At 57.4% G+C, this 20,608-nt stretch carries 21 protein-coding genes and 1 riboswitch; of the genes, 13 read left to right on the forward strand and 8 right to left on the reverse strand.

What is annotated here, in order from left to right:
* Positions 1 to 40 precede the first annotated feature (40 nt).
* From SELSP_RS02335 to SELSP_RS02350, 4 genes are read left to right on the forward strand one after another with little or no spacing between them, the layout of a single operon-like run.
* Positions 41 to 1,342 carry a gluconeogenesis factor YvcK family protein gene (locus SELSP_RS02335; RefSeq protein WP_006193562.1) on the forward strand — a complete coding sequence of 434 codons (1,302 nt, stop codon included), beginning with the start codon at positions 41 to 43 and terminating at the stop codon, positions 1,340 to 1,342.
* Between the two features lie 12 nt (positions 1,343 to 1,354).
* Positions 1,355 to 2,296: a DNA-binding protein WhiA gene (gene whiA, locus SELSP_RS02340; protein WP_006193561.1), complete on the forward strand. Its 942-nt coding sequence runs from the start codon at positions 1,355 to 1,357 to the stop codon at positions 2,294 to 2,296.
* 1 nt (position 2,297) lies between these two features.
* A complete protein-coding gene (locus SELSP_RS02345; RefSeq protein WP_006193560.1) occupies positions 2,298 to 3,107 on the forward strand; it encodes a polysaccharide deacetylase family protein in 810 nt (269 codons plus the stop codon).
* Positions 3,108 to 3,164: 57 nt separating this feature from the next.
* On the forward strand, positions 3,165 to 4,487 hold the full coding sequence (locus tag SELSP_RS02350; RefSeq protein WP_006193559.1) for a hypothetical protein: 1,323 nt from the start codon (positions 3,165 to 3,167) through the stop codon (positions 4,485 to 4,487).
* 106 nt (positions 4,488 to 4,593) lie between these two features.
* On the opposite strand, the gene SELSP_RS02355 is transcribed toward SELSP_RS02350, so the two are convergent.
* The 6 genes from SELSP_RS02355 to SELSP_RS02380 form a co-directional block, all read right to left on the reverse strand.
* Positions 4,594 to 5,244 (reverse strand): CBS and ACT domain-containing protein, encoded by a 651-nt coding sequence (locus SELSP_RS02355; protein ID WP_009647098.1) that lies wholly within the window; start codon positions 5,242 to 5,244, stop codon positions 4,594 to 4,596.
* A gap of 49 nt (positions 5,245 to 5,293) precedes the next feature.
* Positions 5,294 to 6,010, reverse strand: a complete 717-nt coding sequence (locus SELSP_RS02360) for an ABC transporter ATP-binding protein (RefSeq protein WP_006193557.1) — start codon at positions 6,008 to 6,010, stop codon at positions 5,294 to 5,296.
* Between the two features lie 2 nt (positions 6,011 to 6,012).
* Positions 6,013 to 6,780, reverse strand: coding sequence for an ABC transporter ATP-binding protein (locus tag SELSP_RS02365; RefSeq protein WP_006193556.1), 768 nt, complete (start codon positions 6,778 to 6,780; stop codon positions 6,013 to 6,015).
* Positions 6,773 to 7,726, reverse strand: a complete 954-nt coding sequence (locus SELSP_RS02370) for a branched-chain amino acid ABC transporter permease (protein WP_006193555.1) — start codon at positions 7,724 to 7,726, stop codon at positions 6,773 to 6,775. The genes SELSP_RS02365 and SELSP_RS02370 overlap by 8 nt, the downstream gene beginning before the upstream one ends.
* A 7-nt stretch (positions 7,727 to 7,733) precedes the next feature.
* Positions 7,734 to 8,621: a branched-chain amino acid ABC transporter permease gene (locus tag SELSP_RS02375; RefSeq protein ID WP_013740593.1), complete on the reverse strand. Its 888-nt coding sequence runs from the start codon at positions 8,619 to 8,621 to the stop codon at positions 7,734 to 7,736.
* A 90-nt stretch (positions 8,622 to 8,711) separates the two neighbouring features.
* The gene (locus tag SELSP_RS02380) at positions 8,712 to 9,884 is read right to left on the reverse strand and encodes an ABC transporter substrate-binding protein (RefSeq protein WP_006193553.1); all 1,173 of its coding nucleotides are present in this window, start codon (positions 9,882 to 9,884) and stop codon (positions 8,712 to 8,714) included.
* Between the two features lie 248 nt (positions 9,885 to 10,132).
* Between SELSP_RS02380 and SELSP_RS02385 the strand changes: the two genes are divergently transcribed.
* From SELSP_RS02385 to SELSP_RS02400, 4 genes are all read left to right on the forward strand, one after another.
* The gene (locus SELSP_RS02385) at positions 10,133 to 10,672 is read left to right on the forward strand and encodes a hypothetical protein (RefSeq protein ID WP_006193551.1); all 540 of its coding nucleotides are present in this window, start codon (positions 10,133 to 10,135) and stop codon (positions 10,670 to 10,672) included.
* Between the two features lie 94 nt (positions 10,673 to 10,766).
* On the forward strand, positions 10,767 to 11,303 hold the full coding sequence (locus SELSP_RS02390; RefSeq protein ID WP_006193550.1) for a hypothetical protein: 537 nt from the start codon (positions 10,767 to 10,769) through the stop codon (positions 11,301 to 11,303).
* Between the two features lie 194 nt (positions 11,304 to 11,497).
* A complete protein-coding gene (locus SELSP_RS02395) occupies positions 11,498 to 11,812 on the forward strand; it encodes an SWEET family sugar transporter (protein WP_233275187.1) in 315 nt (104 codons plus the stop codon).
* A 43-nt stretch (positions 11,813 to 11,855) separates the two neighbouring features.
* Positions 11,856 to 12,068, forward strand: a complete 213-nt coding sequence (locus SELSP_RS02400; RefSeq protein ID WP_006193548.1) for a TOBE domain-containing protein — start codon at positions 11,856 to 11,858, stop codon at positions 12,066 to 12,068.
* Between the two features lie 92 nt (positions 12,069 to 12,160).
* On the opposite strand, the gene SELSP_RS02405 is transcribed toward SELSP_RS02400, so the two are convergent.
* Together SELSP_RS02405 and SELSP_RS02410 are read right to left on the reverse strand one after the other, a co-directional pair.
* Complete coding sequence (locus SELSP_RS02405) at positions 12,161 to 12,391, reverse strand: hypothetical protein (protein ID WP_013740594.1); 231 nt, start codon at positions 12,389 to 12,391, stop codon at positions 12,161 to 12,163.
* A 240-nt stretch (positions 12,392 to 12,631) separates the two neighbouring features.
* Positions 12,632 to 13,078 (reverse strand): RrF2 family transcriptional regulator, encoded by a 447-nt coding sequence (locus tag SELSP_RS02410; protein WP_006193543.1) that lies wholly within the window; start codon positions 13,076 to 13,078, stop codon positions 12,632 to 12,634.
* 329 nt (positions 13,079 to 13,407) lie between these two features.
* On the opposite strand from SELSP_RS02410, the gene cysK reads away from it, so the two are divergent.
* The 5 genes from cysK to SELSP_RS02440 all read left to right on the forward strand — a co-directional run bounded on the left by cysK (position 13,408) and on the right by SELSP_RS02440 (position 20,411).
* On the forward strand, positions 13,408 to 14,340 hold the full coding sequence (gene cysK / locus SELSP_RS02415; protein ID WP_006193540.1) for a cysteine synthase A: 933 nt from the start codon (positions 13,408 to 13,410) through the stop codon (positions 14,338 to 14,340).
* 215 nt (positions 14,341 to 14,555) lie between these two features.
* Positions 14,556 to 14,752: riboswitch (cobalamin riboswitch) on the forward strand.
* A 267-nt stretch (positions 14,753 to 15,019) separates the two neighbouring features.
* Complete coding sequence (locus SELSP_RS02425) at positions 15,020 to 17,476, forward strand: TonB-dependent receptor domain-containing protein (protein WP_013740595.1); 2,457 nt, start codon at positions 15,020 to 15,022, stop codon at positions 17,474 to 17,476.
* 78 nt (positions 17,477 to 17,554) lie between these two features.
* Positions 17,555 to 18,574: an ABC transporter substrate-binding protein gene (locus SELSP_RS02430; protein ID WP_006193536.1), complete on the forward strand. Its 1,020-nt coding sequence runs from the start codon at positions 17,555 to 17,557 to the stop codon at positions 18,572 to 18,574.
* A 3-nt stretch (positions 18,575 to 18,577) separates the two neighbouring features.
* Positions 18,578 to 19,633 carry a FecCD family ABC transporter permease gene (locus SELSP_RS02435; protein ID WP_006193535.1) on the forward strand — a complete coding sequence of 352 codons (1,056 nt, stop codon included), beginning with the start codon at positions 18,578 to 18,580 and terminating at the stop codon, positions 19,631 to 19,633.
* A 1-nt stretch (position 19,634) separates the two neighbouring features.
* On the forward strand, positions 19,635 to 20,411 hold the full coding sequence (locus SELSP_RS02440) for an ABC transporter ATP-binding protein (RefSeq protein ID WP_013740596.1): 777 nt from the start codon (positions 19,635 to 19,637) through the stop codon (positions 20,409 to 20,411).
* The last annotated feature ends 197 nt before the right edge of the window (positions 20,412 to 20,608 follow it).

Here is a 20,608-nt window from a genome sequence, read left to right on the forward strand (position 1 = left end):
GTTTTGCACCGCCTTGTTTAGGAAAGGGTCGATCAAAAGAATGCACTTATTGAAATGGCTTTATCCGGGCATGCATTTCAAGCGTTGGATGCTCGTGTTCGGCGCGGGCGTCATGATGGTCAGTCTGGGTCTTGCCCTCGTCTTCAACTACAAGTATCTCGACATCATCGAGGAGGCAATCTTCCGTGCCGTCTACCTGTGGCGCGGAAGTTTCGATTATGTGATCACGACGATCGTCGGTCTCGTCATCGTCGTCTTAGGGCTCGCCCTGATGCTCTTTGCGACGCGCTTCGTCATACGCTCCGTCATCAGCGTGCTCCTGCCCGACAGCTCGGAAAAGCTCGTCGACATCATCTACGAGAAGCGCCGCCTCGACAAGGGGCCGCAGGTCACGGTCATCGGCGGCGGACACGGGCTTTCCGTGCTCCTTCGCGGCATCAAGCAGGCGACGAGCAATGTGACGGCGGTAGTGACGGTCGCCGACGACGGCGGCTCTTCGGGAAGGCTGCGCGAGGAACTCGGCATCATCCCGCCGGGCGATCTCAGGAACTGTCTCGTCGCGCTCGCCGATACGGAGCCTCTGATGGAAAAGCTCTTCCAGTATCGCTTTCAGAGCGGTACGGAACTCAAGGGACACAGCTTCGGCAACCTCTTCATCGCCGCCATGGCGGAGGTCACGGGCGACATGGAAGAGGCGCTGAAGAAGTCGTCGAAGGTTCTCGCCGTCAAGGGGCGCGTGCTTCCGGCATCAACGGCGCATGTACGGCTCGATGCGGTCATGGAGGACGGCACCCTCGTCGAGGGCGAGTCGCATATCCCCGAGGTGCACAAGCACATCCGGCGCGTGAAGCTCTTTCCCGAGCGCGTCGAGCCTGTGGAGTCGGCGCTTGCGGCGATCCGCGAGGCGGACGTCGTGATCCTCGGCCCCGGCAGTCTCTACACGAGCATCATGCCGAATCTCCTCGTCGACGGCGTGGCGGAGGCGCTCAAAAAGAGCCGCGCCCTGAAGATTTATATATGCAACGTGCTGACGCAGCCGGGCGAAACGGACGGCTACACGGCTTCTATGCACGCCCGGGCGATTCTCGATCATGCGGGCAGGGGCGCGATCGACTACATGCTCGTCAATGCGACGCCGCTGCCGTACGGGACGGCGCAGCTTTTGGAGAAGGAGGGCATCGAACCCGTGGCGATCGATGAGGATGCCGTCAACGCGCTCGGCATCGGCGTCGTCAAGGCCGACCTCGTGAATGACGACGATGTCGCGCATCACGATCCGGAAAAGCTCATGAAGAGCGTGATGAAGATGGCGTACAAACTGCATCCCGGCATCGGCAAGTGAGGAGGGACTCCTATGGCGCAGCCATCGTTTTCAGCTGAGGTGAAGAACGATCTCGCGCGTCCCCTCGGGCGCAAGGCGTGCTGCCGCACGGCAGAACTGGCGGCGCTCCTGCGCATGGGCGCCGTCCTGACGCTCGGGGCGAAGCGCGCCGTCGGACTCGCGTTTACGACGGAGAACGCTGCGGTCGCGCGCAAGGCCTTGATGCTCCTCAAAGGTTCGGCGGGCGTCCATACGGAATTGACGGTCAGCCGCTCGCGCCGCCTGAAGAAGAACAACAGCTATCGCGTGCATGTCCTGCCGTCGCGCGAGGTCGCCGCCCTCATGGAGCGCATGGGTCTCATGCGCGGCTCAGCGCTCAACATGGGCACGGACAGCGCGCTCCTCAAGAGGGCGTGCTGCCGTCAGGCGTACTTGCGCGGCGCCTTCTTGGGCGGCGGCAGCGTCAGCCGCCCGGAATCCGGCTATCATCTGGAATTGGTGACGGGGAGCTATTCCTTTGCGGAGCTTCTGCTCTCGCTCCTTCGCACGATGGGGTATCCGGCGGGGCTGACCGACCGCAAGGAAAGCTACGTCGTCTACCTGAAGGAAAGCGACGCCATCATTGATTTTTTCTCTCTGCTCGGTGCGGAGAAGGCAGCTGAGGCATTCGAGGTCACGCGCAACTTGAAGGAAGTCAAGAATCAGGTCAACCGCCTCGTGAACTGCGAGACGGCGAACGTACAGAAGTCGGTCGATGCCGCCGGCAGACAGATCGCGGCGATTCGCGCACTGGAGGCGGCGGATGCCGTCGCGGGGCTTTCTGCGGGACTCCGAAAGACGGCAGAGGTGCGCATGGAACATCCGACGGCGACGCTCGCAGAGCTTGCGGGGCTTTTGGGCATAGGAAAATCGGGCGTCAATCACCGGCTGCGAAAGCTCGTCTCCTTGGCGGACGGGCAGGAAGGAGGAATCTGAGATGGCAAAGCGCATGATCTTGTATGCGGCAGGAATCGTTCTGCTCGTCGTTTTCTCGCTCGCCGTTTACGCGCATTTTCATCCGGCGCAGGGCGTGCTCGTCCTGGAGTATCACCATATCGCCGACCGCGTGGACGATCCCGAGGGGGCATTGGTGGAACGCTACTATGTGCCGACGGAGGAATTTGCCGCGCAGCTCGACTATTTGAAGGCCGAGGGCTACGAGACGATCACCATGCTGGAATTTTCCAAGGCGGCGAAGGGGAAGGGAAATCTTCCCGAAAAGCCTGTGATCGTCACCTTCGATGACGGCTACGAGGACAATTACACGCAGGCGCTGCCGCTCCTCGAAGAGCGCGGGATGAAGGGCGAGGTCTACGTGGTCACGAATTTCATCGGCAAGAAGGGCTATCTGACGTGGGACGAACTGCGCGACATGCAGCAGCGCGGCATTGAGATCGGCTGCCACACGGCCGACCATCTGCCGCTCGTCGGCATGTCCCGCGCCGAGCAAGAGGATCAGGTGCGCTTGTCGAAGCTGCTCATGGAGTGGAACGGCATCAAGACGGTGTTCAGCTTCTCCTACCCGAACGGCAGCTGCAATGAAGAGATCGCCAGGCTTCTGCGCGACAGCAATTATCTGACGGCAGTCACGGGCGATGCGGGGTTCAACACGTTCCAGACCGATCCGATGTTCCTGCAGCGTGTCAACATCCCGCGACCGCGCTTCGGCCTCACGGAGTTTCGCCTGCGCATCTTGAAGGCGGAGCTTTTCAGCATCTTCGGCATCAACCAGCATTTGCAGCACTAGGCGTGCGGCGAATGCTTCGTGCTGCTTCGCCAAGTGGAAGTTTTGAGGAATTATCTTATGTGGGTAGAGGAAAAAGGGGTTTTCGACAAGATGAAACGATGGAAGGCAAGGATTGCGGCGTGCTTTTTTGCGACGCTCGCGAGCATGGGCGTGACGAATCCTCCGGCTGGAGCGGAGCGTCACGGAATGGACGAGGCTTCCACGACGCGCGTCACGACGGACGAGGCGCGCGCCGTGCATGAGCCGCAGGGAACGCGCCTCTTGGGACGGAGAGTGCAGCAGGAAGCGGAGCCGTACAGCGTGCGTCTGAACTTCGGCACAGGCCTGCCGGGTGCGCTGCGCTTCAACGAGGCGCAGCGTGCCATGCGCGAGTGGAACGTCGAGACCGAGGACACGGGCGGCACACTGCTCTTTTCCGACAGCCCCGAATACGTGACAGAAGACGGCATCCTCTATGAGGACACCGTTGCGGGCGATGCGCGCATCCTCTACTATCATCTGAATAACACGAGCGTGCGCAAGAAGGTTGCCGTCGTGCTGCAGAACGAGGGGGATTCCTCCGTCGTCGTTCGCGTCACGCGCGGCGGTGCGAGCCGTCCGAGCAGCGACTACCTGGAGGTGGGCAAGGGTACGCAGCTCGCCTACTTCCAGACGAAGCGCGATGATATGCTCTATGTGCAGCGCGGCACGAAGCGGCTTTTGGAGCCGGAGATGAATCATACGGCGCTTGAGCCGGGGCAGCTCGTCTACGGTGTCTACGATTTTCACGCCGACGGCCCTGTCAAAGTTTCCGTTCTCATGTATCCGGCGACCGCCGATCCGCTGAAATTCATCTCCCGCGCACGCGTCCTGCCGAAGGATGAGCAGCGCCTGCGCGGCACGTTCCAGGGCATGAACCGCGTGATCAGCAGCAAGCCGTACAATCCCGACAAGGACGGCGTCGTCTACATCCCGATCGGCGACAATCGTCAGGACGTCTTCCGCACGGGCGTCGACGCGACGGACGGCAGCACGGTGACGAACGTCGGCAACTACGGCGTGCTCTACCGCATCCAGATCCCGACGACGGGACGCGAGGCGACGCAGTACTATCTGACGCCGTTGGGCGGCGTCTATGCGGGCGCGATGAGCGTCGACTTCGGTCACGGCTCAAGCCTCTTGGAAACGCCGGGCGGCAGGCTCTTCTTCGGTGACGCCATACCGCCTGACAGCGATGCTGACCGCGCCGCACGCCTCACAGGCAAGGATCGCCTGAAGGTCGCCGCAGAGCTGTCCGACCTCGGCAGCTACCACAGCTCCGTGCAGCCGAGCTTCGAGCTGTCGCCGCCGGGCGCGTCGAACCTGCCCGTGCAGATCATCCTGATGCCGGCGGGAAAGTGAACCGGAATGGGAATTGTATGCATAAGAAAACCCGCCGCCGAATCTAAAGGCAGGCGGGTTTTCGTGCATCAAGACCCTGATGGTTCGCATACGAGCTGTTGCCCAATCAGCCGATCTTCACGACATGCGATACGTGGAAGCCGTTTTCTTCGAGCTTCTTCTTCACGGCTTCGCTGTCCGTCGTGTCGAAGCGCACGACGATTTCGTAGCTGCCGTCGTCCTGCTGGCAGGTGACGAGGCTGTCGATGTTGCAGCCGCAGTCGGCGATGATGCCGCCGAGGTCGCGCACGACGCCGACCTTGTCGCCGACGTCGGCGATGGTGAAGCGCGTCTTGCCGTGCGTCAGCCCCATGACGTCGACGAAGGTCTTGAAGATGTCGGTTTCCGTGATGACGCCGACGACGGCGCCGACGCTCGACACGACGGGCAGGCCGCCGATCTTGTGGTTGTACATGATGAGCGCGGCTTCCTCGATGGTCGCGTCATCCTTGACGGAGACGACCTCCTTCTGCATGATTTCGCCGATGCACATTTTCGCCAGGAGCGAGGTGATCTCGTAGCGCGAGAGCGTCGTCGCGGGCGACGGCGAGACGCGCATGATGTCGCGGTCGCTCAAGAAGCCGACGAGCTTGCCGTCTTCATCGACGACGGGCAGGCGGCGGAAGCGGTGCTTCTTCATCAAATCCTTCGCGGCCGAGACCTTCGTGTCCGGCGTGACGGTGAAGGGATTTTTTGCCATGCGGTTTGCTACAAACATTGTCAGCATCCTTTCTTTAGGAAGCGCGGATAACGGATTTTCCTCTGTTTCAGCCGCCCAAATAGGCTTTTCGCACATCTTCGCTCGCTGCGAGCTCCTTTGCCGCGCCTTGGAGCGTGATCCTGCCCGTTTCCATGACGTAGGCGCGGTGCGCGATGGAAAGCGCCATGTTGGCGTTCTGCTCGACGAGGAGGACGGTCGTGCCCTCGCGGTTGATGTCCTCGATGATGGAGAAGATCTCCTTGATGAGGAGCGGCGCAAGGCCCATCGACGGCTCGTCCAAGAGGAGGAGCTTCGGGCGGCTCATGAGGGCGCGCCCCATCGCGAGCATTTGCTGCTCGCCGCCCGAGAGCGTGCCCGCCTGCTGCTTGCGGCGTTCCTTGAGGCGCGGGAAGCGGTTGTAGACGATCTCGAAGTCTTTTTCTACCCCCGCCTTGTCCTTGCGCGTGAAAGCGCCCATCTCCAAGTTTTCCTGCACGCTCATCTCAGCGAAGATGCGCCGCCCTTCAGGCACCTGTGAGATGCCGTGCTTGACGATCTCGTGCGCGGGCATGCCCGCGATGTTTTCCCCGAGGAAGGAGATGCCGCCGCTCTTGGGCGCGAGCAGTCCCGACACCGTGCGCAGCGTCGTGGACTTTCCCGCGCCGTTCGCGCCGATGAGCGTGACGATCTCGCCCGCCTTGACTTCGAGGCTCACACCCTTCAGCGCGTGGATCGCGCCGTAGTAGACGTGGATGTTGTCGATTTTCAGCATGATTTCTGCCATCTTTACGCCTCCCCGCCGAGATAGGCACGAATGACTTCGGGATTTTCCTTGATTTCTTTCGGTGTGCCCTCGGCGATGATTTCGCCGTATTCGAGGACGTAGATGCGCTCGCAGATTCCCATGACGAGGCTCATGTCGTGCTCGATGAGGAGGATCGTCAAGCCGAATTCCTTCTTGATCCAACGGATCATTTCCATGAGTTCCTGCGTCTCTTGCGGATTCATGCCGGCCGCCGGCTCATCCAAGAGGAGGAGCTTGGGCTTCGCGGCGAGAGCCCGCGCGATCTCAAGGCGCCGCTGTGCGCCGTAGGGCAGGTTTTTCGCGAGTTCGTGCGCCTGCTTTTCGAGGTGGAAGATGGCGAGAAGCTTCATCGCCTTCTCTTCTATTTCGCGCTCTTCTTTGAAATACCTGCCAAGGCGAAGCACGGCTTCGGCGACCGTGTACTTCGTGCGCGTGTGGTAGGCGATCTTGACGTTTTCAAGGACGCTTAGCTCGGAGAAAAGGCGGATGTTCTGGAAGGTGCGTGCGATGCCGCGTGCCGTGATCTCGCTGGGCTTCTTGCCGACGATGCTCTTGCCGTTGAAGGTAAGCTCGCCTTCGGTCGGACGGTAGACGCCCGTGATCATGTTGAACGCCGTCGTCTTGCCCGCGCCGTTCGGCCCGATGAGACCGATGAGTTCGCCCTTTTCGATGACCATGTTGAAGTTTGACACGGCGCGCAGGCCGCCGAAGACTTGCGCGAGTCCGTCCGCTTTCAGTAATTCAGCCATTCGCCTGACCTCCTTTGCCGAAGATGCGCTTCAACGGGCCGAACGCCGTGAGTTCCACATAGCCGAAGATTCCCTTGGGGCGGTAGAGCATGAAGAGGATCAGGGCGACGGCGAAGATGATCATGCGAAATTCGGGCCAGCTTGCGAGCGCCGCCTGCAGGATCGTGACGAAGAACGCGCCGACGACAGAGCCGGTCAGAGAGCCCATGCCGCCCAAGACGACCATGATGAGGAAGAAAAAGGACTGCATGAAGGTGAAAGACGTCGGGTTCAGATACGTCAGCGTATGCGCGAAGAGCCCGCCGCCGAGCCCTGCGAATCCTGCGCCGATGGCGAACGCCATGACCTTGTAGCGCGTCGTTGGGATGCCCATGGCCTCGGCGGCGATCTCGTCCTCTCGGATCGCGATGCAGGCGCGGCCGTGCGTGGAGTTCACGAAGTTCTTGATGAAGAACAAGGTGACGAACACGGCGAAGAAGACCCATGCGAAGTTGGTGTCGCGCGCGATGCCCTTGAAGCCCGCGGCACCGCCGACGTAGTCGATGTTGATGAGCACGACGCGGATGATTTCACCGAGGCCCAAGGTGGCAATGGCGAGGTAGTCGCCGCGAAGGCGCAGCGTCGGCAGGCCGATGAGCACGCCGAGGAAGGCCGCAGCGATTGCGCCTGCGAGGAGCGCGAGGGGAAACGGCACATGAAAGTTCGTCGTCAGAATGGCGGCGGCATAGGCGCCGACCGCCATGAATCCCGCATGGCCGAGCGAGAACTGTCCCGTATAGCCGTTGATGAGGTTGAGGCTCGCCGTCAGGATGATGTTGATGCCGAGGAACAGGAGGTTCAGCTGCCAGAAAGAGCCGATGACGCGCCCTGTGATCAGTCCCTGAAGAACGGCAAAGAGGATGAGCCCGAAGAGGAAGAAGATGAGATCCTGCTTGCGTAAATTCATGCCGCACCTACACTTTCTCGCGGGTGTTCTTGCCGAAAAGCCCCGCAGGTTTGAAGAGGAGGACGAGGATCAGGATGGCGAAGGCCGCCGCATCGCGGAACGTCGAGGAAACGAAGCCCGAGACGAACGCCTCGACGATGCCGAGGATGAGCCCGCCTGCGACAGCACCCGGCAGGATACCGATGCCGCCGAGCACCGCGGCGACGAATGCCTTGATGCCGGGCATGATGCCCATGAGGGGGTCGATCGAGTTGTAGTAGACGCCGACGAGCACGCCCGCGACAGCCGCAAGCGATGAGCCGATCCAGAACGTGAAGGAGATCACGCGGTCGGCATTGATGCCCATGAGCTGCGCCGTTTCGGTATCATAGGACGCGGCGCGCATCGCCTTGCCGATCTTCGTGTACTGCACGATGTAGGTCAGGACGACCATGAGGAAGCATGTGATGCCCAAGATGAGCATCTGCTGTCCGTTGATGACGAGAGAGCCGACGCTGAAGGCCACGTCCTGAAAGAGCGGCGGGAAGGTGCGCGGCGTCGGCGAGACGAAGTACATCATCGCGTACTCCAAAAAGAGCGAGACGCCGATTGCCGAGATCAGCGCTGAGATGCGCGGCGCATGGCGCAGCGGCTTGTACGCGAGCTTCTCGATGACGATGCCCAAGAGTCCCGTGATGATCATCGCGAGGATGAGTGCGGGCACGATGGGAAGCCCGAGGTTCGTCACGGCGAAGAAGCCGAGATATGCGCCGACCATGTAGATGTCGCCGTGCGCGAAGTTGATGAGCTTGATGATACCATAGACCATGGTATAGCCGAGCGCGATCAAGGCGTAGATGCTGCCGAGCGACACGCCGTTGATGAGCTGCTGGGCGATTTGCTCCGAAAGCTCCATGATTTCTCCTTTCTTTTGTGAAACGAAATTTTCATCAAAGTATAGAAAAGGCCGCATCTCTGCGGCCTTTTCCCTTGCATGGAAGTGGAATCAGTTCCCCTCCGGCGCAATCTTCGCCTTGAGTTCCTTTTCGCCGTTCTTCATCTCAAGGATGACCGCCGTCTTGATCGGGTTGTGGTTCTTATCCATAGAGATGGTTCCCGTACCGACCTTGAGATCCTTCGTCGCCTCAAGCGCCTCGCGAATCTTTTCCGTATCGCCGCTGCCTGCACGCTTCAGAGCATCGACGAGCATCTTGCCCGCATCATAGCCGAGAGCCGCGAAGACGTTCGGTGCACGGTTGTACTTCTTCTTGTACGCTTCGATGAAGCCCTGCACCTCGGCGTCCTTCTCCGAGTAATGCGTGCTGAAGAAGGTGTTGTTCAGCGCGTCCGCGCCGGCGATGTCGACGACCTTCGTGTCGTCCCAGCCGTCCGTGCCGAGGATCGCAGAATTGATGCCCATCTCACGCGCCTGCTTGACGATCTTGCCGACTTCCTCGTAGTAAGCGGGCACGAACATGACGTCAGCGTTCGCCGTCTTGAGCTTCGTGAGCGTCGCCTTGAAGTCCTGATCCTTCTGCAGGAAGGCTTCTTCCATGACGACCTTGCCGCCCGCCGCTTCGAACTTCTCCTTGAACACCTTCGCGAGGTTCTTCGAGTAGTCCGAGCTGTTGTCGACGTAGATGACTGCCGTCTTCGCCTTGAGCTCCTTCGCGGCGAAGGTTGCCATCACTTCGCCCTGCTGCGGGTCGATGAAGCAGCTGCGGAAGACGTAGGGCTTGACCTTGCCGTTTTCCACTGTCGCCTCGGGACTCGTCGCGCACGGTGCGATGATCGGCACCTTCGCGTCCGTCGCCGTCTGCGTTTCGGCGAGCACGAGGCCCGTTGTCGCAGGGCCGACGATGACCTTGACGTCGTCGTCGGAGATGAGCTTCGTCGCCGCATTGATCGACTCCGCCGCTTCCGACTTGTCGTCGACGGAAACAAGCTCGATCTTCTTGCCATTGATGCCGCCGGCCTCATTCGCCTCGTCGATTGCGAGCTGCAGGCCCTCAATCGTAGCGTTGCCGTAGTTCGCGACGTTGCCCGTAAGCTCGAAGTTCGCGCCGACCTTGATCGTATCGCCCGACTCCTTCGAGCCGCAGCCTGCAAAGACGCTGCCCAAGAGCGTCGCTCCGAGAACGGCGCAGGCGAGCCGCAGGCTCTTCTTGCTGAAAATCATGAAAATCCCCTCCAAAATTCTTCGAAAACGTGCACAGCACGATAACTTTCCCTATTATATGCGATGTTACAGAGTTAGTCAAGAACGGATTCGTGAGGAATGGGCGTTTGTTTTCTTTGAGGAAATTTCTCTGATAGGTCATTTTATACGGGTCACAAAGAGACGTTCCTATAGTATAATATATAATATGAAGCGAGCGAAGGAAGGTTGCTCGAAACCTTTTGGGAAACAAGGAGGAGCTTAGAAAAATGAAAAATGTGTTCCGGTTCTTTTTCGCCTGTGCTTTGATGCTCGCAGGCAGCGTCCTTGCGGGCAGCGTCGCGAGTGCGCATACGATGCCTGATTCCGAGGCGGTGCTTCTCTATCCGCGTGCGCAAGGGAGCATGGATATCACGGTCGAATTCCAATGCGGCATGTCGCTCGACGAGGTCGAGGCTGTCTTGGGCAGCGATTTTGAATTGCAGGATAAACGTTATGAGTTTCGCATCGTGCGCTATACGTATGGCAACATCGTATTCGGTGCGACTGTCGGCAGGAACGATTCGCGGCCGACAGGTGAGATCCCGGTCAGAAGCATCGCGTGCCAAAGCCCGTACTTCCATACGCCGTCGGGCTTTCGCGTCGGCGGCAACTATGCGGACGTCGTGGCAATGTACGGCGAGGGCGAAGTGTCGGAATATGCCCCGGGTGAGCGCATCTATACGCTTCCGTCCTACCGAAGCGTGAGTTTCAGCGTCGATGATGCGGATCGCATCACGAAAATCACTATTATAGCGGGCGATGTATAAACTTTCAGGACATATGTTCAGCCGTGAAGCAGAGCGGCAGGAGCTGCTTTTGACACTGTTTCTGGCGATGGCATCATCAAGGAGGTTTTGAAAAATGAAACATCTGTTCCAGACCATTTTCTGTGGTGCGCTGCTGCTCGTTGCTCTTGTCTTTGCCGGTGGTACGGCGAGCGCACATACGATGCCTGATTCCGAATGGGGGCTGCTCTGTGACGCCGTAGGCGGGGACGGGGCGGGCGTGATCGAGTTTGGCGTCGGAATGCCGCTTCAATATGTCGAGGATTTTTTGGGCAGCGGCTTCGACGAGGAGGAAAAAGCGATCGAATCCTTGCGTCTTGTATATTACAAATACCCTGGCATCACGTTCTGCGGCGAGATGCAGAAGAGTGACAAGCGCCCGCCGGACGAGGCACCCATCGTTTTCATCGAATGCAGGAGTACGGAGTTCCGTACACCGTCGGGCTTTTGCATCGGAGACGCCTTTGAGGAGGTCGAAGCGATGTACGGCAGGGGCGAGGTGATCGGTTCGAAGCATGTATATTGGTTTGATGAGGCGAGAAACGTGAGTTTCACGGTGGATGAGGTGGGTCTGATCGAGGAGATTGGCGTGCATCAGGTCATTTTCGGTTGAGGAAAGTTTGCCAATCGGTCTGCGCCTTCGGCTTGAGTTCTTGGATTTCCACGCTAGCTTAGATAAAATGCAAAAGGAAGGATTTTGAGATTGCCTCTTGACTTTTGGCGGGAATTTTCTTAGTATGAGCGAAGTGGTGATGCTTGTATTATTTTAGGAAGGAAGTTCATCCTATGGAAACATCGTTGAAAAAAATGGAATCCGAGTCAGAGCATGTGGAGAAGAAGGCTGCCAATCTCGGGAAGAGCGCCGTGCAGGATAAGATGAAGGTCGTCGGAACGATCGGATCCATTCTGTCCGTGTGCATGTATGTCTCCTATATCCCGCAGATCATCGGCAATCTGTCCGGACATCCGGGCGATTGGATTCAGCCGTTCGTCGCGTTCATCAACTGCACGATCTGGGTGGCGTACGGCTTCTTCAAGCAGCAGCGCGATTGGCCGATCGTCATTGCCAACTCTCCAGGAATCGTCTTCGGTCTGACCACTGCATTGACTGCGCTCTTTTAGCAGAGGGAAGGATTTTGTCTATTTGTGAAGGAGAAGTGAGAAAATGAAGCTCAGTGCAAGAAATCAGTTCAAGGGCAAGGTCGTATCCATCGAGAAAGGTGCGGTCAATGCCATCGTTGGCATCGAGATCGCAGGCGGCAACGTCGTCACGGCGACCATCAGTATGGGGTCCGTCGAGCGGCTTGGCCTTGTGATCGGCAAGGAAGCCTATGCCGTCATTAAGGCGACTTCCGTCATGGTCGGCGTGGACGACTGAGCGACCCCTGGCGTTCAGGAACTGCACATAATGAAAAGCCGCTGTCGGGTTTCCTCGACAGCGGCTTTTCATTATGTGCGATTCGGCGGTGGTCAGACAGCCTTGCGCTCTTTTGGCGTCTCATGCGAGATGCGGCGGATGCGCTCGAAGGGGATGCCCTCGAATGCATAGCGCAAATCCAAATGCCCGTCAGCCAGCTTGAATGAAACACGCTTGAGCGTGCGACCTTTCGAGTGCCTTTGGATTTTACGGATGTAGCGCTCCGCTTCCTTAGCAGAAAGAGCGCCGCTCTCGATGATGACGGTGACATTGTCAATCGTCATAAAAATCCCTCCAGCGGTGTTGCAACCGTACCGGAAATCCATTTGAAGGACTTCCTCGAAACAAGACGGGAAGAACGAAATATCATCCTTCCGAATTCCTTGCCCATTATACACCATCGGACGAAAATTGCAAGGTTTTTCTGTTTCCCGCTGAAAAGTCCCAAAAATAATGGAAGATAAAGGAAATGAAATGACGGAGGAATACCGAATATCCTTGAGTGGAAAATGAAATCTTTGCGCCTAGATAAAATACATGATATTTTCCTTGGACTTTTGTCGGTCAGCCTCTTCGAGGATGGCGCAGAGGTTCACTCCTTGAAGCGATTTTCGTATGGCGGCGTCCAGAGGGTCGTAGACGCAGCTCGCCAACGCTTGCTCAAGATCCTCCTGTGCATCTCCCGTCGCAGGACCTGCCTTTTCCGTCAGCGGCAGTTCGATGGCAGCGAGCACGTCCCATGCCGTGATCTCCTGCGCCGCGCGAGCGAGATGGTAGCCGCCCTGCGACCCTTTGCTTGAGGTCACGAGACGCGCGTGCTTCAGAAGGGAGAATACCTGCTCCAGGTAGATTTTGGATATGCCTAGATTCTCGGAGATCGTGAGGATCGTCGTCGGGCTGTTCGCCTGGCCGATTCGCGCGAGGAACGCCATGGCAGCCAGTCCGTAGCGCCCTTTGGCGGAAATTTTCATAAGGGTATACCTCTTTTCATACAGTTTATCTATGTATTTATTCTATAGGGAAATCGCGAATTTGTCAATTACATAGCGATGAAATATGTTTTCTGCCGTGCGATTTCTTAGGGAAGCGCTGCATTTATTCGTGTTTCCTTCATAAGGTGCATCAGAAGAGGCAGCCCTGCAGAGCTTCGGGATTGTGACTGTGCGGTTGGCGAGTGTAAAGATTCGCCGCTGCGAACAATTTTTCAAAAAGCCTATTGACACGCTAGGAAAAACGATGTAGTATATAACATATCAAACAGATATGAATTACATATATTGAATTTTGAGGAGGACATATCATGGCAAAAATATACGAAAGCATTACGGAACTCATCGGCGGCACGCCGCTCCTGCACGCGAAGAATTTCAGCGCGAAGCATGGCATCGAGGCGACGATCCTCGCGAAGCTTGAGTACTTCAATCCCGCGGGCAGCGTCAAGGATCGCATCGCGCAGGCGATGGTCGAGGAGGCGGAGAAAAACGGCGATTTGAAGCCCGGCTCTGTCATCATTGAGCCGACGAGCGGCAACACGGGGATCGGCCTCGCGAGCGTCGCAGCGGCGCGCGGCTACCGTGCCATTCTCACGATGCCCGAGACGATGAGCGTCGAGCGGCGCAACCTCTTGAAGGCGTACGGCGCAGAGATCGTCCTGACGGACGGCGCGAAAGGCATGAAGGGCGCGATCGAGAAGGCAGAGGAACTTGCGAAGGAAACGCCGAACGCCTACATTCCGTCGCAATTCACGAATCCTGCTAACCCCGCCGTGCACAAGAGGACGACGGGGCCTGAAATCTGGGAGGCGACGGAAGGCAAGGTCGACTATTTTCTTGCGGGCGTCGGCACGGGCGGCACGGTGACGGGCGTCGGAGAATACTTGAAGAGCAAGAATCCGAACGTGAAGGTCATCGCCATCGAGCCGGAGAATTCGCCTGTTCTCAGTGAAGGCAAGGCCGGTCCGCACAAGATTCAGGGCATCGGTGCAGGCTTCGTGCCCGAGACGCTCAATACGAGCGTGTACGATGAGGTCATCACGGTGTCGAACGACGACTCTTTCCGCTACGGCAGGGAGTTCGCGCGCACGGAAGGGGCGCTCGTCGGCATCTCGTCGGGCGCTGCTCTTGCCGCCGCCGTCGAGATTGCGCGCCGTCCCGAGGCGAAGGGCAAGACGATCGTAGCTCTCCTGCCCGACACGGGCGACCGCTATCTTTCGACAGAGCTCTTTAAGGACTGAGATGGAAGTCATCCTTTAGAATTTTTCGTGAAAAGCAAATCGTTCCTTTTCAAACGAGATTTAATCCCATCGGCACACTGTCGATGGGATTAAATCTCATTTAAATTATTACTCTATTCTATCGTTGACAAAAGATGAAAGTTCTTATAGAATGAGATGCGAATAAAAATTGCATAAAAAAACAGGTGCTGAACAACGCTTTAGGACGCATAGAAAACGCTGTACCGAAAACACGGTGCTTTTCTCTATGTTTTCTAAAAGAGAATCCGGTCAAATGCCGGAGCGGTCCCGCCACTGTAAGGAAGAGCAAAGCTGCATGGATGAACATCCGGTCACTGGGGAGCCATCTCTGGGAAGGCGCAGCCGCGCGAGGATTCCGAGCCAGGAGAACTGCCTGTTTTGTGCGCCCCGCAGATCCACGAGAGATGGGAAGGGGAGCCGACTACGATATCGGGATGATATAGCGGCTTTCTTCGTGGAGAAAGCTTTTTTTATTATGAAAATCCAAGAAGTCAAGCCTAAAGGGCGCAGACGGATTGGCGAACTTTCATGAAGGGCGGCGCACAATGTTCATAAATTGGACGTTTGTGCGTGCATTTTATGCAGTTTTTCAGCAATGCCGGATAGGCGTTGCAGGAAAAAGGAAGGGCGTACGCTCATCAAGGAGGAAATGAAAGAAATGAAAAAGCGACACCTCACATGCGCGATTCTTGCCGGATTATTGTCCACATGGGGGGGGCAAAATCCCGCTCACGCAGGGCATGACGAAAATCTGCAATTCTATACGCTGGACAGCATCGAAGTCACGGCGGAACAGACGATCAACCAGTTCGGCGACACGGTGACGGAGCAATCCTACTACCGTACGGGCGGTGATGTCAAGGTCATCACGCGCGAGGAGATCGAGAAGCGTCACTACGCGGATCTCACGGAGGCGATCAAGCGCATCCCGGGCGTGACGTTCCAGAACCCAGGCTACCGCGGCGGTGAGTATGGATATCAGTTCTACAACAACGGCGTGCTCATCAACGGAGACTCGCGTGTCGTCATCCTCATCGATGGGCGGCGCGTGGACAACCTTACGAGTACGCGCATCGGTTACAATAGCACCAAGGGCAGTAAGTCCACAGGCGTCAATCTCGACCAGCTGCTCGGCATCGAGAGCGTCGATAAGATCGAGGTCATCAAAGGTCCCGGCGCATCGGCGTATGGACCGGATGCGACGGGCGGCGTCATCAACATCATCACGCGCAAGGGAACGGTCGAACGTAAGGGAACACTCGATCTTTCGACCGGCTCGTGGAGCAAACATAATTATTCGCTGACGCTATCGGGTACCATCGATGAGAATCCTACCTTCCGCTATTTCGGCACGGTGACGCGCACGTTGAGCGGCGATACGGAATACGTCGATGGCGAAACGGGCAAGATCGGCACGCTCGGCGGCTCGCACTGGGCGGAAGATGCGGTCAATATCCGCATCGACAAGGATCTGACCGATGAGCAGAGTATCAAGTTCTGGTACAACCACAAGAGCGGCAAAGACGGCTATCCGATCTCAACGCCGCGTCTCAAGTATTGGAATCAGGACGACTGGGAACGCATCATTTTTGGCGCTGCCGTCGGTCAGCTGGACTCGAATAACGCCCTCAAAGGGGGCATCAACCCAAATACGGGAAACTGGGAACCGGCACGCACGCTTGCCGGCGATGCGCGCAACCCCGGCTATGCGAACCTCTACGCACTTGATGGCAAGGTGTACAATTCGTTCAGCCGCTTTAGGCACAACGATTGGGAGTTGAAGTGGACGTTCGACAAGGACAATCGTATGGAGAGCTTCGTTCGGCTCTATCATCAAAACCACCGTTACTCCAACCGCGATAAGTATGTCTGGGGCGATAAGAAACGCAAAGATCTTGTTCAAGACTATCGCACACAATTCCCGACAGGTGCAACGAAAGAGCAGCTCAAGCAGTGGATCAGCGATCATCTCGCGCCTTTCCCGGGCGGCGATCCGGCAAAGGTGCAGGAATGGCTCGAAAAAACGGGCGGCAAAGCGCCTGAGCCGACCAGCTGGTACGAGGAAGAAAACCACGGTCTTCAAGTGCAGTACGCAAGAGCCATAGGCAAGAACGATGTCATCGCGAGCGTTACTTATGACAAGGCGAAGAACTATGCGAAAAGCATTCGGAACAATGGAAGAGTCACGGAATCGCATACGGCTCGCGACTCTGTCCTTGCCTATGTGCAGGACAAGATTCACATCACCCCGAACTGGGATCTTACTCCCGCACTCCGCTACAGCTACTACTCAGGCTATGAGTCGTCTACTGCAGGGGACGATGTGCAGGGAAAAGGAAAGACGAACATCTTCACCTATGCACTCAACACAGAATACGTATTTGACGATACCCTCAGCACATATTTCGGCTGGACGAAGATTCTCCGTCCGCTGCGCCAGGGCGACTACACAAAAGTAGACGGCGTATTTGAGACCCCGTTGAAAGATGAGCGCGGCGATGCGTGGACACTCGGCGTGCGCAAGGAGTTCTCTCAGCATACCGCACTTGCCGTTCACTATGACTGGACGCGCATGAGCAATGCGATTGCGACGCTGCCGATTTGGAATAATGATGATGCCGATTTTTCCAGTACGGCGGTCAATGCACGCGAGGACAAGAAGTCGTTCAACATCACGTTCGACCATGCTTTTGACAAGCATTTCTCGATGAGCGCATCCTACACCCACATGGAGGACAAGTGGATGGCGAAGCCCGGCTGGGTGCTCGACCCGAACTGGGGCTACCAAAGCGGCAGCGACATCAATACGCAGATCAATCGTCTGCGTCCGCAAAATCACTATGCGCTCAATCTCTCCTATGAGAAGGGGAAGATCTATACGGGACTCTTGATGAACTGGTATACGGGATGCAGTCCGACAGCGTTCACGGACAGTCAGTTCCTCGTCCTTGACTGGAATTTCAACTACAGCTTCACCCCCGATCTCACAGGGTACCTTACTATAAACAATCTGACGAATGAGGCGTATCAGACCTCGTACAACTCATGGAACGGCATCGGCAGTTCAGCCATGCCCGGCCGCAGCATCATGGTCGGCGCACGCTATACGTTCTGATCGTTCGGTCATGAAAAGGAAAAGACGCAGGCTATTCTTTCGCGGAATGTCCTGCGTCCCTTTCTTATAGGAGGAAGGATGAAAGTTTTCTATCTGTTGCTCATCTGCCTCGTTTTCCTGCTCACGGCTTGCAGTCCCATCGTGAAGGTGCAGGATGAAAATGCACAGCGTCTTGGCACAGCGGAGCAGGCGGATGCAGCGTATACGCCCGTCACGATTGAGAACATCAACGAAAAGGGCGACCCCATCGCGCAGGTCTACGAGCGTCCGCCGGAGCGCGTGGTCGCCGTCTGGCAGAACTCGATCGAGACGCTGCTCGCGCTCGGCGTGGGCGATCGCATCGTTGCAGGCATGGGGGTGCCGGACGCGAAATACATCCGACCGGAGTACCGAGCGGCATACGAGGCGATCCCCTACACGAGTCTCGAACATCTCGACGTGGAGACGATCCTCATGATGCAGCCTGATCTGATCGTCGGCTGGGCGTCCACCTTCTCTCCGAAGGTACTGCGCTCTACGACGTTTTGGGCGGGGCGCGGCGTGCACACTTACATCGCACCGGCGTCTGCACGCATGACAAAGATGAAAACCATCGCGCAGGAGTGCGAGGACATCCGAAATCTCGGCCGCATCTTCGGACGGGAAGATCGTGCCGAGACTCTCATCGGCGAGATGCAGCATGAAATCTCATTTGTCGCTGAAAAGACCGCCCACCGAGAAAAACGTCCGCGCGCTCTCGTCATCGAGCTTATGGGCAAGGAGATTCGTACCTATGGCAAAGATACGCTCGCAGGCGATATGCTTCGGGCGCTCGGCGCCGAGCATCTGGCGGCGGACGGCACGAGTCTCAGCATGGAAGAGATGATTGAGCTGAACCCCGACGCGATCTTTCTCGTTGTCATCGAAAACGACTATGGCAACGAGGATGCGATCCTCGCACGCCTCTATGAGAATCCGGCGCTTAGCTCGCTCGTCTGTGTAAAAGAGAGACGCATCTATACGGCGCCGCTCTATGCGGTCTACAGTGCGGGGATTCGCACTTACGACGGCATCACGATCTTTGCTCATGGGCTGTATCCCGAGATATATGGAGAATAATCTATGCAAGCATTTTTTTCTCGCGCGGGGCTTCTTGCCCTCTTAGCCCTGCTCACAGCGCTTCTCATTGGCGCACTCTTCTGGGCGCTCTCCATCGGAACGGTCGATCTGCCGCCCGATGCGATCGCCGCTGCGCTTCTCGATCAAATACAGAGCGGCACGCCCATCGACATGGCGGGCAAGGGTCCTGTCCATGACATCGTCTGGCTGCTTCGCCTGCCGCGCCTTTTGCTCGCCGCCATCATCGGCGCGGGCCTTGCCACCTGCGGCGTCATCATGCAGGCGATTGTGAAGAATCCTCTCGCCGATCCTTACATCCTCGGCATCTCGGCGGGCGCGTCTCTTGGCGCGACCTTCGCCATCCTGCTTGGCGTCGGCGCGGCGCTCGGCGAAAATGCCGTCGGCATCGCCGCATTTTTGGGCGCATTTTCCATTTCTCTCGCGGTTTTATTCATCGCGAACATCGGCGGACGTGCGAATGCGATGAAGCTGCTGCTCGGCGGCATGGCGCTCAGCGCTGTGTGCAGCGCCTTTTCGAGCTTCATTGTCTATTTTGCCAACGACAAGGAGGGCATTCAGACGATCACCTACTGGATGATGGGCAGTCTCGCGGGAGCAAAGTGGGAGCATATCGCGCTGCTCGGCGGCATTTCCCTGCTCGCGGTTCTCTTCTTCTGGTCGCAGAGCCGTATTCTCAACCTCATGCTGCTCGGCGATGCGTCCGCGATCACGCTCGGCACCGATCTTCATGCCTATCGGCAAGGCTATCTGATCGTCAGTGCGCTCGTCGTCGGCTTCGCCGTCTTTGCTGCGGGCATGATCGGCTTCGTCGGTCTGGTTGTTCCCCATGTCGTGCGGATGCTCGTCGGTACCGATCATAGGCGCCTCATCCCCGTGAGCGCTCTCGTGGGCGCGATCTTCCTCGTCGTCGCCGACGGGCTTTGCCGCGTTCTCATTCCACATACGGAGCTGCCGATCGGCATCCTGATCGCACTTGTGGGCGCACCCGCATTCATCTACCTCATGGTGAAGCGCACCTATGGATTCGGAGGGCAGTGATATGGAGATACTCGCGGAGGCGGTAAAACTCTTCATCGGAAACAAGGAGATCCTCAAGGGGTTAGATTTTCATCTGAAGCCGAAGGAATTTCTCGGCATCATCGGCCCCAACGGCAGCGGCAAGAGTATGTTTTTGAAATGCCTCTATCGCGTACAGAAGCCGACCGCAGGGACGATCACACTGAACGGACACACACTCGATGAGATGTCTTATCGAGAGTCCGCACAGCAGATCTCTGTCGTGGCGCAGCATAATTTCTACAGCTTCGACTTCAGCGTGCTCGACGTCGTGCTCATGGGGCGCTCGCCGCACAAGCGTCTTTTCGACCGTGACAATGCGAACGATTATGCGATCGCGCATCGCTCGCTTCGTACCGTCGGCATGGACGATTGTGCAGAACGTAGCTTCTCAAGTCTCTCGGGCGGAGAGCAGCAGCGCGTGATTCTTGCGCGTGCTCTGACGCAGGAATCCGAGTGCATGATCCTCGACGAGCCGACCAATCATCTGGACATCAAGTATCAGTTGCAGATCATGGATATTGTAAAGCGGCTCGACCTCACCGTCGTCGCGGCGATCCATGACCTCAACATCGCCGCGCTTTATTGCGATCGTCTCATCGCCATACAGAAGGGGCGCATCGTTGGAGCTGGCACGCCGCGCGAGCTTTTGACGGAGGCGTTCATCCGCGATCTCTACGAAGTATGCGCGAAAGTGGAAGAAGGGGAGGACGGGCGCATCTATATCCGCTATGTGCCGCAGTACGGGATAAAATCGTAAGGAAACATTGCTCCCTGTAAATCCTATGAGAAGATTATGCGTCGGGATTCACTATGAATCTTCGAACAGTCATCGGGTCGAATGCGCGGGCCGATCGTCAGACTTCGGCAAGGCGTGAGGATTTGCTTTGAAATCTCATCTGAACAATCACGACAGACAAACTGTAAACTCGTGAACTGTAAACTTGCAAAGCTGTC

It is taken from the genome of Selenomonas sputigena ATCC 35185, assembly GCF_000208405.1.
GTDB classification, from domain to species: Bacteria; Bacillota; Negativicutes; order Selenomonadales; family Selenomonadaceae; genus Selenomonas; species Selenomonas sputigena.